Source organism: Micromonospora sp. D75 (genome assembly GCF_018070405.1).
Taxonomy (GTDB): domain Bacteria; phylum Actinomycetota; class Actinomycetes; order Mycobacteriales; family Micromonosporaceae; genus Micromonospora; species Micromonospora chalcea.
In genome coordinates this window covers 1-13,637 of record NZ_JAGPXV010000089.1, presented here as the reverse complement: position 1 = coordinate 13,637, position 13,637 = coordinate 1, and the positions used below count along the sequence as shown (strand labels likewise).

Sequence of the window (13,637 nt, the reverse complement as noted above, 5' to 3'; positions counted from 1 at the left end):
GGCGAAGGTGATCAGGTCGGGCGTCACGCCGTAGTGGTCGATGGCGAACCAGGCGCCGGTACGCCCGAACCCCGCCATCACCTCGTCGGCGATGTAGAGGATGCCGTGCCTGTTGCACAGCTCGCGTACGCCGGCCAGGAAGCCCGGCGGCGGCGGCATGATGCCGGCGGTGCCCGGCACGGTCTCCAGCACGATCGCGGCGATGGTGGACGGGCCCTCCATCTCCACGACGCGTTCGAGGTGGCGCAGCGCGAGCCGGCTCTCCTCCTCCTCGGTCGTGGCGCCGAACTCCGACCGGTACAGGAACGGGCCGAAGAAGTGCACGACCCCGGCGGTGCCGTTGTCGCTGGGCCAGCGACGCGGGTCGCCGGTCAGGTTCACCGCGGTCTGGGTGCCGCCGTGGTAGCTGCGGTACTGGGACAGCACCTTCGGCCGGCCGGTGTGCAGCCGGGCCATCCGGACGGCGTGCTCGATCGCGTCCGCGCCGCCGTTTGTGAAGAACACCTTCTCCAGGCCCGCCGGGGTCCGCTCGGCGATCAGCCGGGCCGCCTCGCTGCGGGCGTCGTTGGCGTACGACGGCGCGATGGTGCACAGCTTGGCGGCCTGCTCCTGGATCGCCGCCACCACCGCCGGGTGCTGGTGGCCGATGTTGGTGTTGACGAGTTGGGAGGAGAAGTCCAGGTAGCGGTTCCCGTCGCCGTCCCAGAAGTACGAGCCCTCGGCGCGCTCGACGACCATCGGGTCGAGCAGGGCCTGGGCCGACCAGGAGTGGAAGACGTGGGCGCGGTCGAGTTCGTAGGTGCGGCGTGCGCTGGTGCTCATTGTCGCGTCTCTCCCGCTGCTCAGACGTTCTCGGGGAAGCCGAGGTTGATTCCGCCGTGGCTGGGGTCGAGCCAGCGGGAGGTGACGACCTTGCCGCGGGTGAAGAAGTGCACGCCCTCGGCGCCGTGGGCGTGGGAGTCGCCGAAGAGGCTGTCCTTCCAGCCGCCGAACGAGTAGTAGGCCATCGGCACCGGGATCGGCACGTTGACGCCGACCATGCCGACCTCGACCTCGTTCTGGTACCGGCGGGCCGCGCCGCCGTCGTTGGTGAAGATGGCGGTCCCGTTGCCGTAGGGGTTGGAGTTCACCAGCTTGAGCGCCTCGTCGTAGCTGCCGACCCGCACCACGGACAGCACCGGCCCGAAGATCTCGTCGGTGTAGACGCTCATCTCCGGCGAGACCCGGTCCAGCAGGCTCGGCCCGAGCCAGAACCCGGACTCGTCGCCGTCGACCTGCACCTTCCGCCCGTCCACCACCAGTTCGGCGCCGGCCTCGACGCCCGCGTCCAGGTACGACGCGACCCGGTCGCGGTGCTCCCGGGTGACCAGCGGCCCCATGTCGCAGGAGCGGCGGCCGTCACCGATCTTCAGGCCGGCGATGCGCTCGCGGATGCGCGCCACCAGGTCGTCGGCGACGGGCTCGACGACCACCAGAGCGGAGATCGCCATGCACCGCTCGCCGGCCGAGCCGAACCCGGCGTTGACCGCCGCGTCGGCGGCCAGGTCGAGGTCGGCGTCCGGCAGCACCACCATGTGGTTCTTCGCGCCGCCGAGGGCCTGTACGCGCTTGCCGTTGCGGGTGCCGGTCTCGTACACGTACCGGGCGATCGGGGTGGAGCCGACGAACGACACGGCCTTGACCTCGGGGTGCTCCAGCAGCCGGTCGACAGCGACCTTGTCGCCGTGCACCACGTTGAACACGCCGGCGGGCAGGCCGGCCTGCTCCCAGAGCCGGGCGACGAGCAGCGACGCGGACGGGTCCTTCTCGCTGGGCTTGAGCACGACGGCGTTGCCGGCCGCGATGGCGATCGGCACGAACCACATCGGGACCATCACCGGGAAGTTGAACGGGGAGATGACGGCGCAGACGCCGACCGGCTGCCGGATGGAGTAGACGTCCACGTTCGTGGACACGCCCTCGGAGTAGCCGCCCTTGAGCAGGTGCGGGATGCCGCAGGCGAACTCCACGACCTCCAGACCGCGGGTGACCTCGCCCAGGGCGTCCGAGACGACCTTGCCGTGCTCGGCCGTGATCAGCTCGGCCAGTTCCTGCTTGTGCTGGTTCACCAGCTCCCGGAACGCGAACAGCACCTGGGTGCGCTTGGTCAGCGACGAGTTCCGCCAGGAGGCGAACGCGGCGGCGGCGGAGGCGACCGCCTGGTCCACCTCGTCGACGGAGGCCAGCGGCACCTCCGTCCGGACCGTGCCCAGCGCCGGATCGTAGACTGGGGCCGTACGCTCGGTGACGCCGGCGAACGCCTTGCCGTCGATCCAGTGGGTCACCCGCTCCAGCGGGACGGGAGCGGGCACGGTGCCGGGTGCTGTCTGGGTCATGCCCGGATCATCTGCGCTTCCCCAGGCCCGGGCAATGGGCACTGTGTCGTTCCCGCCCGGGAGAAGCACACATACTGTGCGCCGGAGCGAGGAGGGAGACGGTCTGATGCCGATGACGGTTCGCGACGTGCTCGAACTGCCGGCGTTGCAGCAGGCCGGGCCGCGTGTCATGGCCGGGCGGGACCGCCTGGACGCTCCGGTGCGCTGGGTGCACGTGGCCGAGATCCCGGAGATCGCCGACCTGCTCCGCGGCGGGGAGCTGGTGCTGACCACCGGTATCGGCCTGCCGCCGGACGACGACGGGCTGCGCCGGTGGATCGACGGCCTGGCGGCGGTCGGCGCGGCCGGGGTCGTGGTCGAGCTGGGCCGCCGGTTCGGCGGGACGCTGCCGGCCGCGCTCGTCGAGCAGGCCCGCAGCCGGAACCTGCCGCTCGTCGCGCTCCAGCGGGAGATGCGGTTCGTGGCGGTGACCGAGGTGGTCCACTCGGTGATCGTCGAGGAGCAGACCGCCGAGCTGCTCGCGAAGGACGAGATCCACCGGATCTTCACCGAGCTGTCGGTGGAGGGCGCGGAGCCCCGGCAGGTGCTCCGCGAGGTCACCCGCCTGTCCCGGCGTCCCGTGGTGCTGGAGAACCTCTCCCACCAGGTGCTGGCGTACGAGACCGGCCCGCTGTCGGCCGAGGAGCTGCTCGACCGCTGGGAGACCCGCTCACGCGCGGTCGAGGTCCCGTCCGGCACCGGCTACGAGCCGCGTTCGGGCTGGCTGGTGACCGGCGTGGAGGCGCGGGGCAACAGGTGGGGGCGGCTGGTGCTGCTGTGCGACCAGGAGCCGCCGGCCCGGACGAGCGTCCTGCTGGAGCGCGCCGCGTCCACCATCGCGCTGAACCAGCTCGTCGCCCGGGACGACTCGTCTGTCGAACGGCAGGCGCGCAGCAGCCTGCTGTGGAGCATCGTCAACCACTCCGCGCCGACCCGGGACGTGGCGCTGCGGGCGCGCGGACTCGGTGTGCCGCTGGAACAGCGGCGGCTGCTCGGGGTGGTGGTCCGCCGGCGCCGGCCGGGCCCGGGGCCCGGCGCCGAGATGAACGCGCGCCGCCGGGAACTGCTGGACGCGGTGGAGACGGCGGTGCGCGACTGCGGGCTGTCGGCGCTGGCCGGGGACGTCGACGGGCTCGGTGGTGCGGAGGTCACCGTGCTCGTCGCCCTCACCGACGCCGAGTCCGACGAGGCCGCGTTGCTCGGCCTGTCCACCGCGCTCACCCGGGCGGGCCTGCAGGCCGGGTCGGACGTCGTGGTCGCCGCCGGATCAGTGGTCAGGTCGCTGGACCTGGCGCGGCGCTCGCTGATCGAGGCGGCCCAGGTGGCCGACGCCACGGCGCACACCGCCGAGCCCCGGCCCTTCTACCGGCTCCTCGACGTCCGCCTCCGGGGCCTGCTGTACCTGCTGCGCGACGACGTGCGTCTGCAGACGTTCGTCGAGCGCGAACTGGGCCCGCTGCTCTCCTACGACGAGCGGCACGGCACGAACCACGTGGCGCTGCTGGAGGCGTACCTGGTCGAGGGGCGCAACAAGCGGCGTGCGGCGGAGGAGATGTCGCTGTCCCGGTCCGCGCTGTACCAGCGGTTGCAGTTGATCGAGCGGGTGCTCGGCGTCGACCTGGATTCGAGCGAGCGGCGCCTGTCGCTGCACGTGGCGCTCACCGCCCGCGACGTCATGCGCGGCGGCGGCATCTCCGGTGCCGCGGGCTGACTGTCACCTGCCGCGACGGGCCCGGGGGCGCCGGACACCGTCGCGGGTGGGCGAGGTGTGCACGCTGACGCTGACGACCGGGATCGCCCTCGCGACGCTCTTGCGTACCGTCTCCAGCGACGCCGTGGCGGGGGAGCACTCCACGATCATCACCGCCGACCGGTCCGGGCACTGCACGTACTGGACGTGCGTCACCGCGACCCGGCGTGAGTGCAGGACGGACAGCACCTTGAGCAGGCCGGTGGTGGAGTGCCCGGGGCCGAGGTGCACCACCATCGTGCACGCGCCGGCGAGGGAGTCGTCGTGCGGCCGGACGGCCGGGCCGGGAAGCCGGCGATCGACGGTGTCGGGGGGAAACGGGAACGTGGTCACGGGAGCCTCACAGTGTCGAGCCGACAGGGTGGCTTGGCCGGCGACGCACGCGAAGGCGTACGCCGCCTAGGTAATCGGCCCGATCGCGATGTGCATGCCCACGGCGGGGAGTGTGGCACGTCTCCGGGCCGCCGGGGAGGCTCCGGCGGCAAGCCGTCCGGCACGTGAGACAGCGCTCTGACCTGCGGATCGACGATCGTGGTGGGGCTTCGCGCCGGGCGCCTGCGAGTTACCGGCCGGTACGCATGCACTTAAGGATCGTTCAGGATCTCGCTCTACACTCGGGCTTGGGACGACGACTTGAGAAGGAGCTCCGCGCATGGACGCTGACGAGATCGCCGCCGGTCGGGCCCGCTGGCAGGCCCGCTACGACGCCGCCCGCAAGCGCGACGCGGACTTCACCACGCTGTCCGGCATGAGCGTCGAACCGGTGTACGGCCCGCCGGAGGGCGCGGCGTACCCGGGCTTCGACCGGATCGGCTGGCCGGGCGAGTTCCCGTACACCAGGGGTCTGTACCCGACCGGCTACCGCGGGCGGACCTGGACCATCCGGCAGTTCGCCGGTTTCGGCAACGCCCGGCAGACCAACGAGCGGTACAAGATGATCCTCGGCGCCGGTGGCGGCGGGCTCTCCGTCGCCTTCGACATGCCGACGCTGATGGGACGCGACTCCGACGACCCGCAGTCGCTCGGCGAGGTCGGCCACTGCGGTGTCGCCGTCGACTCGGCCGCCGACATGGAGGTGCTGTTCGACGGCATCGACCTGGCCGGCGTGACCACCTCGATGACCATCTCCGGTCCGGCCGTGCCGGTCTTCTGCATGTACCTGGTCGCCGCCGAACGGCAGGGCGCCAATCTGTCCACACTGGACGGAACGCTCCAGACGGACATCTTCAAGGAGTACATCGCGCAGAAGGAGTGGCTGTTCGACCCCGAGCCGCACCTGCGCCTCATCGGCGACCTGATGGAGTACTGCGCCCGGGAGATCCCCCGGTACAAGCCGCTGTCCGTCTCCGGCTACCACATCCGCGAGGCCGGCTCGACCGCCGCGCAGGAGCTGGCGTACACGCTCGCCGACGGGTTCGGGTACGTCGAGCTGGGCCTGTCGCGCGGGCTCGACGTGAACACGTTCGCCCCCGGCCTGAGCTTCTTCTTCGACTCCCATGTGGACTTCTTCGAGGAGATCGCCAAGTTCCGCGCCGCCCGCCGGATCTGGGCCCGCTGGCTGCGCGACGTGTACGGCGCCACCAGCGAGAAGGCGCAGTGGCTGCGGTTCCACACGCAGACCGCCGGAGTGTCGCTGACCGCGCAGCAGCCGGTGAACAACGTGGTACGCACCGCCGTGGAGGCCCTGGCCGCGGTGCTCGGCGGCACCAACTCGCTGCACACCAACGCCCTCGACGAGACGCTCGCCCTGCCCACCGACGAGTCGGCCGAGATCGCCCTGCGTACCCAGCAGGTGCTGATGGAGGAGACCGGGGTGACCAATGTGGCCGACCCGCTCGGCGGCGCCTGGTACGTCGAGGCGCTCACCGACCGGATCGAGGCCGAGGCGGAGGAGATCTTCGCCCGGATCAAGCAGCTCGGCGGCGAGGGCCCGCACGCCATCGGCCCGATGACCTCCGGCATCCTGCGCGGCATCGAGGACGGCTGGTTCACCGGGCACATCGCCGAGTCGGCGTTCGCCTACCAGCAGGCGCTGGAGAAGGGCGACAAGAAGATCGTCGGCGTCAACTGCCACACCGGCACCGTCGCCAAGGACCTGGAGATCCTGCGCATCTCGCACGAGGTGGAGCTGGAGCAGCGCCGGGTGCTGGCCGAGCGCAAGTCGGCCCGCGACGACGCCGCCGTCACCGCCGCCGTGGCGCGGATGGTCGAGGTGGCCCGCAGCGGCGAGAACATGATCCCCGCCATGCTCGACGCGGTCCGCGCCGAGGCCACCCTCGGCGAGATCTGCGACGCCCTCCGCACCGAGTGGGGCGTCTACCGCGAGCCCGCCCGCTTCTGACCGCCGCTTTGTAAGGAAGGGCCCCTTGTTAACAGCTGCTGTTAACAAGGGGCCCTTCCTCTACCGCAGGCGTTAACAAGGGGCCCTTCCTTGCGGGCGGGCTGAGCTGGGGGAGAGTGGTGACTGTCGCCGTCGCGGCTGGTCGGAGATCCGTCGCGTACGTGCGAGACTAGACAACCATGAGCGACCCACGGATCACCTCGTCGATCTTCACCCGCGGCGCGGTCGACCTCAGCGCGCTGCGCACCCCCGCACCTGCCGACACCTCCACCGCCACACCGTCTCCGGGCGGCACGCCCGCCGGGCTGCCGGGCAGCCCCGCCGGCTCCGCCGCCGTGATCGACGTGACCGAGGCGAACATCCAGTCCGAGGTGCTCGAACGCTCGCTCACCACACCGGTAGTGGTCTTCTTCGGCGCCGCCGGTTACCCGGAGAGCGACCAGTTCGCCCCGGTGCTGGAGAAGCTGGCCGCCGAGGGCGGCGGAGCGTGGCTGCTGGCCCGGGTCGACGTGCAGCAGCAGCCGCGGCTCGCGCAGATGTTCCAGCTCCAGGCGCTGCCCACCACGTACGCCATCGTCGGTGGCCGCCCGATCGACGCCTTCCCGGGCCCGGTGCCCGAGTCGCAGTTGCGACAGTGGCTCCAGGCCGTGCTCAAGGCCGGTGGCGTCACCGTCGCCGAACCGGAGGACCCGCGCCTCGACGCCGCCGACGACGCGCTGATGAGCGGTGACCTCGACGCGGCCGAGGCGGCGTACCGGAAGATCCTCGCCGAGTCCCCGGCCGACGCGGCGGCGGAGGCGGGCCTGGCGCAGGTCGGGCTGGCCCGCCGGGTCGCCGGCGCCGACCCGCAGGGCGCGCTGGACGCCGCAGCCGCCGCCCCCGACGACGTGGACGCCCAACTGCTGGCCGCCGACATCGAGGTGCTCAGCGGCCTCGCCGACCAGGCGTACCAGCGGCTCGTCGGCCTGGTCCGGCGCACCGCCGGGGACGACCGGGACCGGGTACGCCAGCACCTGCTCGGCCTGTTCACCATCGCCGGCCCGGACGACCCCGCCGTGGCCTCCGCCCGACGCGCCCTGGCCAGCGCGCTGTTCTGAGTCAACCCGCGCGGGCCGGCGCACCGCCGGCCCGCCCGACCACCGAGGACGGGAGCCCATGATGCGCCGGATCGCCGTCCTCGACGCGCCGACGAACCTCGGGCTGCGCCCACCCACCGCCAGCTCCGTGCCCGGATGCGCCAAGGCGCCGGGCGCGCTGCGCGACCACGGCCTGCTCGCCCGGCTGCGGGCCCGAGACGCCGGCTGCCTGACCCCGCCCCGGTACGACCCGGGGGACTGGCGACCCGGCGACGGCGTCTGCCACGCGCCGGAGATCTCCGCGTACTCGCTGGCGCTCGCCGACCGGATCGGCGCGATCATCGACCGGGGCGAGTTCCCGCTGGTGCTCGGCGGCGACTGCTCGGTGCTGCTCGGATCCGGGCTGGCCATGCACCGCCTCGGCGAGGCGGTCGGCGGGCGGATCGGCCTGGTCTTCGTCGACGGCCACTCCGACTTCCGGCACCCCGGCAACGCCTCCTACGTCGGCGCGGCCGCCGGGGAGGACCTGGCGCTGGTCACCGGGCGGGGGCAGCCCGACCTGGCGGCCATCGAGGGGCGGCGGCCCTACTTCCGGGACATCGACGTGGTGGTGCTCGGCATCCGCGCGCAGGACGAGTACCGCCTCGACCTGCAGGCCGCCGGTATCACCACCCGGCCGGTGCCGGCGCTGCGCGCCGAGGGCGCGGCCCGGACCGCCCAGTGGGCGCACGAGCAGCTCGTCGACTGCGCCGGCTACTGGGTGCACATCGACGTCGACGTGCTCGACCCGGCGGTGATGCCCGCCGTGGACGCGCCCGACCCCGGTGGCATCGCCTTCGCCGAGCTGGAGATCCTGCTGGCCGGGCTGGTCGACACCCCGCACTGCCTCGGCGTCGAGCTGACCGTCTTCGACCCCGACTACGACCCGGACGGGGCGTACGCGGCCGAGATCGTGAACACGGTGGTGGCCGGGCTCGCCCCGGTCGTAGCGCCGGGCGCCGTGCCGCCCCGTCTGCTGCCGCCCGGCCCGCCGCCCCAGCGCGCACGGTACGCGGAGGCAACCCGGGCGGGCAGCTTCCTATCGCCGAACGGCGACGCCGCAGAGCGGGACGCGGATCCGGCGGCCGGGACCGCCGGGCTCGGCTCCGGCCTGGCGGCGGACGAGCCGGATCTCGCCTCAGCGCCGACGTCCGGAGGGCTCGCCTCGGCGTCGTTGGAGACGCCGGTGCCGGCCGTCGCCGTTGAGCCGATCGGGCCAGCCGCCGCGGTCTCCTCCGGGCTGCTGCGTCGGGTGCCCCAGACCGACGAGGACGCACCGAAGGACACCCCGCCGTCGTCCGCGGGCATCGACTGATCGCGCGGCAGTTCAGCCCGGCCGTCGGAACACGAACGCCGCCGCCTTCCGCTGCACGGCGGTCACCTCGGCGACGCTCAGATGGAGCAGCCTCGCCGCCGACGCCATCTCCTCCGGAAGCGTAGCCCCGCTCTCCAACGGGACGTCCGTGTTGAAGCAGACCGGCACACCCGCGTCGAGGAAGGTCCGCACCGGGTGGGCGTGGGCCGCGTCGACCGCGCCCAGGGCCAGATTCGATGAGATCGACACCTCGACGAGCACACCGTCGTTTCCCAACCGCTTGAGCAGCGACGGGCTGCGGGCGGCGGCGACCGCGTGGCCCAAACGCTGCGCGCCGAGTTCGTCCAGGGCACGCCATACGCCATCCAGGTGCCCGAACTCCCCGGCGTGCACCGTGACGCCGAGCCCCGACTCGCGGGCGGCGCGGAACAGGCCCCGGAACGGAGCCGTGTCGTCGTACCTGCTCTCGTCGCCGGCGAGGTCGATGCCCACGAAGGTGGCCGGAAGGTCGGCCAGCGCGCCCGTGCAGGCGCGAACGAACTCCTCGTCGCTGTCCCGGTTGATCAGGAGAATCCCCCGGACCGACGGGCGCTCCAGCGACTCCATTGTGGTGTGCGCGACGCGGAGGAACGCGGCCAGTGGCATGCCGTCCCACACGAACCGCCGCGGCGAGAGCCGGAGTTCGACGTGATCCACCCCTTCCCGGCGCTGCTCCTCGTGCATCTGCCGGATGAACGATCGCAAGTCGTCCGCCGACACCGGGAGCCGTCCGCGATTGCCGACGTCGTGCGCGGCGAAGAAGGCCGCCGGATCCCGGCGATGCTCGGCGGGAGTCAGGCCCACCTGTAGACGTTTGCGCTGCTGGGGTTCGAGGTGCAGATGGAGGTGGGGCAGCACGGTCAGTACCTCCTCGTAGCCAGCACCTTTACCCAGCTCTGCGCGGATCGGCCCGAGTTGCTCTCCTCCTCGGTCCAGGCCCGGGTCACCTCGAAGCCGGCCTCCTCTACCAGAGCGCGCAGCTCGGGCAGCTCGTACAGGAAAAAGTGCCGGACCTCGCCCGATTCGCCCAGCTGCTCGCTGACGAGCCCTCGGCCCTCCTTGACCGAGATCTGCATGATGCCCCCGGGTCTCAGCACCCGGTGCAGCTCGTCGAGCGACCGTCGTACGTCCGCACCGCCGAGATGCAGCAGGACCGCCGAACACCAGATCGCGCCGACGGAGCAGTCGGCCAGTGGGATGTCCCTGATGTCGGCCACCAGCCGTGAGAACGGGGCGCTCCACTTGACCTGGGTGAGCAGGGAGGCAGAGGCGTCCATGGCGACGACGGGACGGCCCCTGGCCGCCATGTAGTGTGCGTCCCGACCCGCGCCCGCCCCGGCGTCCAGTACCGGACCGGTGGTCGCATCGAGCAGGTGGTCGATCTGGTGGGGAAGCGCGGAGTCGTCCGCGAACTGTTCGGTGTCCGCCGCGTAGCGCGCGGCGTTGTTCTCGTAGGTGGCCAGCGTCTCGTCCAGGACCTCGGCACCAATCGTCTCGTTCATCCGCGCCTCGTCCCGTCGGAGTTCCCTAATGGTGATGTGGCAGTTCTCAATATAGGGAAAAGCGGCCCAGTCCCAGGTGTCCGGCAGGCCCACGATTTCGGCCCAGACACGTCGCGCGTACTGCGAAACCGCAGGAGGTTCGAGGGTCAGATAGTGGAAGGACGGTGCCCACGAGCAGTAGTAGTAGTTCCTGCGGGCGTCGGCCGCCTTGATCAATGGGCCGAGGCCGTCGACGGGGTGGGCGCCGGGCGGAACCAGCGCGCGGGCATCCGCCTCCGGCGGGAGCGGAAACAAATGGATGTGACAGTGGGTGATGCAGCCGCCGCCGCGGTGACCGGCCTCCTTGCCCGACGAGCCGTGTTCGACCAGAGTCACCCGGCAGGCGAAGACGCGCTCGATCTGGGCGGCGACGGCGCGGGCCAGGACGTGCAGCCGGGACCGTTCCCCGGCGGGGAGGTCGCCGCTGCTCGGCGCGTGACGGTGCGGTACGACCAGGGCGTAGCCCGGAGTCAGGGAGCCGAGTCCGGCCATGACGTCGAGGCCCGACCACCGCATGACGAGCCGGGGCGGCGAGGGATCGTCGAGGCCGGACGCGCCAACGGTGTTGCGCCTGACCTCCCGGCACATCTCGCAGTTGTCGGCCGGTCCGCCCGTCACTGCCCTTGCCCTCCGCGCCGCCGGCGTGCCCCCCAGATCAGTTGGAAGATCAGCAGCAGCGCGGGGAGGATGAGACCGACCAGAAACTCGGTGCGATCGACGGCTCTGGTCAGGTAGAGGACCACCGCGCCGATCGAATAGACGACCCCGATCGACCACAGTGCGAGCGTCACCTTGCGTCGGCGTACCCAGTTCAGCAGGAAGTTGCGCATCAACAGGGCGCTGGTCAGCCTCCTCGCGCTCACCTGTGTCTGTACCAGGGCGCAACCCGGGTAGAGGAGCTGAGCCTCGCCGGTCCGTCCGGGGAACACCGCCTCCCGCATCTTCGACAGGGCCGAGACGAAGGGCCAGATCGCCCAAATGGACTCCCGTAACGGGCTGCGTGGCAGTTCCCAGGCGCCGGTCGGACCCTGATCCCGCATGATCGCGGAAGCCGCCGCGAACAGTTTGGGTTGCAGCGGGTCGACGCCGGCCGCCAGGAGAGCGGTGACGGCGATCGGGCCGGCGAAGTGCGGCAGGACATTCTGGAACACCGTCTGGCGGTCCCCGTCCGGGTACGGGACGTCGAACTCCTCCACCGTCGACGACCGCTCGACGTGCTCGCCCGCCTCCAGCCGTTCGAGGATCCAGTCGGTCGTCTTGCTGATCGTGTTGACGCTCAGCGCGCCCTCGAGTTGGGAGAGGGCGAGCAGGGCGAAGCTGGTGTGCAGGAGGGTGGGCGGAGCGCCGGGCAACGGGCCCCAGGCCGGCGCGTCGGGGCTCTGCGCCCCGATCAGCCACTTCTTGGCGTTGTCGATGACGTGCGGCGGGCCGCCGCACTCCTGGAGCGCCAGCATGCACAGCGCGGTGTGGAAGACTCGTGAGGGTTGACCGGCGTATGAGGCCCAACCGAAGTCGGTGTTCTGGTTCTCTTCCAGGAAGCGCACGCCACCCCGCAATGCGTCGGACGCGGCGAGCCGACCCGTGCCGGGAGGGCTCAGCGCGCGTACCACCCATGCGGTGGCCTCGATGATCGGGAAGCCGTTGGTGGTTCTCACGGCCCAGCCACCCGCTCCGCCGTCCGGATCGACGATCTGCTGGTCGACCAGGTATTTGATGATCTCGTCAGCCCGTTCGAACTCCTGACCCGCGATGCGGAAGGTGAACAGCCCGACGGCGGAGGCGGTGATTCCCGGATTGGGATCGTCCAGGAAGTGATACCAACCAGCCGTGCCCTCGGGCGACCGGAAGTTGACCCGAAGGCAGGACAAGGCGCGGTCGATGGATTCGGACAGGGATTTTCCCGAGAGCGCTGCTACTGGGTGTGCCAATTCATCTCCACAGCGATGATGGGCGGATCGCCGCCTGTGGGCGCGTGTCGGCACCGTACAGCGCTGTCTTGATGTTCACCACCCGTCATGACGGGAGTCGATGGCCGTCGGTTGCGGTAATGACCCGATCGACGACTGTCCGAGAAAAAGCGCAAGGGATTTGCGAGGGTGTGTCGGAGTTTCGTCGCCGCGTCGGCCGCCGCTTCCCCACCGCAAGTGAATGCCGGACATCCGACAGTGCTGCGCCCGGTGCGCGTACGGCGGGGCAGGCGGGCTAGCGGGCGAGGCCGCGCAGGAACTTCTCGGCGATCGGCGCCGCCACCTTCGAGCCCGCCCCGCCCTGCTCGACGAAGACGGCGAAGGCCACGTCACCCTGCCACCCGACGAACCAGGCGTGCGTGTTCGCCGGGTTGTTGTCGTACTCCGCGGTGCCGGTCTTGCCGTGCACCGGCTCGCCGGGCACGTCCGCCAGCGCGCTGCCACTGCCCGCTGTGACCACCCCGCGCATCATCGACTTCAGCGCCGTCACCGACTCCGGCTTGAGCGCCTCGCCGGCCGGCGCGGGCTTGGCCGGCGCCGGGTCGAGCAGCAGCTTGGGCTGCTCGAACTTGCCCCGGGCCACGGCCGCGGTGGCGCTCGCCATGGCCAGCGGGCTCACCAGCGTGGTGCCCTGGCCGATCGCGGCGGCGGCCTGCTCGGTGGCCGGGCCGTTGGCGGAGACCTTGCCGGTGAACGCGTCCGCGCCGAGGTCCCACGCGGCCTCCAGGCCGAGCGTACGGCCGGCCTGTGCCAGCCCGTCCGGGCCGAGCTTCGGCGCCAGCGCCACGAACGCGGTGTTGCAGGACTTGGCGAAGTCGGTGGCGAACGGCACCGCGCCCAGCTCGAAGTTGTCCGAGTTCTTGAAGCTGCGGCCCTCGACCGTCGCCGTCTTCGGGCAGTTCACAGTGGTCTGCGGGGTCACCGCGCCCCGGTCGAGCAGGCCGAGCGCGCTGACCATCTTGAACGTCGAGCCGGGCGGCACCTGGGCGGTGAACGCGAGGTTCTCGCCGGCCGCCCCGGGACCGTTCGCGGCGGCCAGCACCGCGCCGTCGCTGATCCGCAGCGCCACCAGCGCGGAGCGGCGGGTCTGCCCGCGCAACGCGGCGTCGGCAGCGTTCTGGGTCGCCACGTCGATGGTGGTCTTCACCGGCTGAC

Annotated in this window: 11 protein-coding genes; 4 read left to right on the top strand and 7 right to left on the bottom strand. The window is 71.6% G+C overall.

Translation table 11 applies throughout. The features are described from left to right. On the bottom strand, nucleotides 1–822 hold an 822-nt coding region (locus KBX39_RS08380), incomplete at its 3' end, for an aminotransferase class III-fold pyridoxal phosphate-dependent enzyme (RefSeq protein ID WP_210869860.1). Between the two features lie 20 nt (nucleotides 823–842). Continuing rightward, nucleotides 843–2,333 carry a CoA-acylating methylmalonate-semialdehyde dehydrogenase gene (locus KBX39_RS08375; protein WP_187693391.1) on the bottom strand — a complete coding sequence of 497 codons (1,491 nt, stop codon included), beginning with the start codon at nucleotides 2,331–2,333 and terminating at the stop codon, nucleotides 843–845. 148 nt (nucleotides 2,334–2,481) lie between these two features. On the opposite strand from KBX39_RS08375, the gene KBX39_RS08370 reads away from it, so the two are divergent. Continuing rightward, nucleotides 2,482–4,125 (top strand): PucR family transcriptional regulator, encoded by a 1,644-nt coding sequence (locus tag KBX39_RS08370; protein ID WP_210869858.1) that lies wholly within the window; start codon nucleotides 2,482–2,484, stop codon nucleotides 4,123–4,125. A 3-nt stretch (nucleotides 4,126–4,128) separates the two neighbouring features. Here the strand turns inward: KBX39_RS08370 and KBX39_RS08365 are convergent, their stop codons facing one another. Then, nucleotides 4,129–4,497 (bottom strand): hypothetical protein, encoded by a 369-nt coding sequence (locus KBX39_RS08365; protein WP_247659983.1) that lies wholly within the window; start codon nucleotides 4,495–4,497, stop codon nucleotides 4,129–4,131. Between the two features lie 319 nt (nucleotides 4,498–4,816). Between KBX39_RS08365 and KBX39_RS08360 the strand changes: the two genes are divergently transcribed. The 3 genes from KBX39_RS08360 to KBX39_RS08350 all read left to right on the top strand — a co-directional run bounded on the left by KBX39_RS08360 (nucleotide 4,817) and on the right by KBX39_RS08350 (nucleotide 8,935). Further along, a complete protein-coding gene (locus KBX39_RS08360) occupies nucleotides 4,817–6,505 on the top strand; it encodes a methylmalonyl-CoA mutase (RefSeq protein WP_043328778.1) in 1,689 nt (562 codons plus the stop codon). A 179-nt stretch (nucleotides 6,506–6,684) separates the two neighbouring features. Beyond that, nucleotides 6,685–7,602, top strand: coding sequence for a tetratricopeptide repeat protein (locus KBX39_RS08355; protein WP_043328779.1), 918 nt, complete (start codon nucleotides 6,685–6,687; stop codon nucleotides 7,600–7,602). A gap of 58 nt (nucleotides 7,603–7,660) precedes the next feature. Further along, the gene (locus KBX39_RS08350) at nucleotides 7,661–8,935 is read left to right on the top strand and encodes an arginase family protein (protein ID WP_043328780.1); all 1,275 of its coding nucleotides are present in this window, start codon (nucleotides 7,661–7,663) and stop codon (nucleotides 8,933–8,935) included. Nucleotides 8,936–8,947: 12 nt separating this feature from the next. Here KBX39_RS08350 and KBX39_RS08345 read toward each other — a convergent pair whose 3' ends face one another. From KBX39_RS08345 to KBX39_RS08330, 4 genes are all read right to left on the bottom strand, one after another. Further along, nucleotides 8,948–9,778: a hypothetical protein gene (locus KBX39_RS08345; RefSeq protein WP_051611373.1), complete on the bottom strand. Its 831-nt coding sequence runs from the start codon at nucleotides 9,776–9,778 to the stop codon at nucleotides 8,948–8,950. Between the two features lie 56 nt (nucleotides 9,779–9,834). Continuing rightward, on the bottom strand, nucleotides 9,835–11,133 hold the full coding sequence (locus KBX39_RS34010; protein ID WP_210869856.1) for a methyltransferase domain-containing protein: 1,299 nt from the start codon (nucleotides 11,131–11,133) through the stop codon (nucleotides 9,835–9,837). Continuing rightward, nucleotides 11,130–12,443: a prenyltransferase/squalene oxidase repeat-containing protein gene (locus KBX39_RS08335; protein ID WP_209963009.1), complete on the bottom strand. Its 1,314-nt coding sequence runs from the start codon at nucleotides 12,441–12,443 to the stop codon at nucleotides 11,130–11,132. The genes KBX39_RS34010 and KBX39_RS08335 overlap by 4 nt, the downstream gene beginning before the upstream one ends. A gap of 274 nt (nucleotides 12,444–12,717) precedes the next feature. Next, on the bottom strand, nucleotides 12,718–13,637 hold a 920-nt coding region (locus tag KBX39_RS08330), incomplete at its 5' end, for a penicillin-binding transpeptidase domain-containing protein (protein WP_247659982.1).